General features: G+C 44.5%; 1 pseudogene. It reads left to right on the top strand.

Features of this window, described 5'->3' with window-relative positions:
* A pseudogene (locus tag KP705_RS17405) lies at positions 1-475 on the top strand (hypothetical protein); the annotation flags it as partial.

Genomic DNA, 475 nt, shown 5'->3' with positions numbered 1-475 from the left:
CCTGGGGATAGTGCAAAGCAGAAGGCCAAGGCGGATGGGTTATCTCCAAAGGAACAAAATGAAGCCTATAAGCAATCGTTTAGAGATTGGCAGGACAGTTATTGGGATAAGGTCGGGAAGMCTTCTGGCTTAACTCGTATTGGTCCAGGTCGTAGGCGTTTAACTCGGGACCAGTGGAACCAGGAGAAGCAACAAGCCAAGGCTTTAGCTATTGCTCTGGCTGATGGTCGTGCTGTTGCAAAGCGTGTTGATGCTGCAAAAGCTAAGGCTGAAAAGTTTGAGAAGGCTGGCACGTTGGTTGGTGCTGTTTCTTCTGCTGTTGCTGGTGGTGTTGTTCAGGTTTCTGAGTCATTCACGAAAAGCCGTTTTGATGATGGTGCGAAGTCTCGTGAAAATGAAATTCATTTATTGAAGAATCAAAATGAGAAGTTGAAAGCGAGTAATTCATCACTAAAAACAAAAATTCACAAAAGTA

It is taken from the genome of Gluconobacter sp. P1D12_c, from assembly GCF_018812105.1.
Taxonomy (GTDB): Bacteria; Pseudomonadota; Alphaproteobacteria; order Acetobacterales; family Acetobacteraceae; genus Gluconobacter; species Gluconobacter oxydans_A.
Note: the sequence above shows the minus strand (reverse complement) of the source record. Positions and strands in the feature narration are given on the sequence as shown.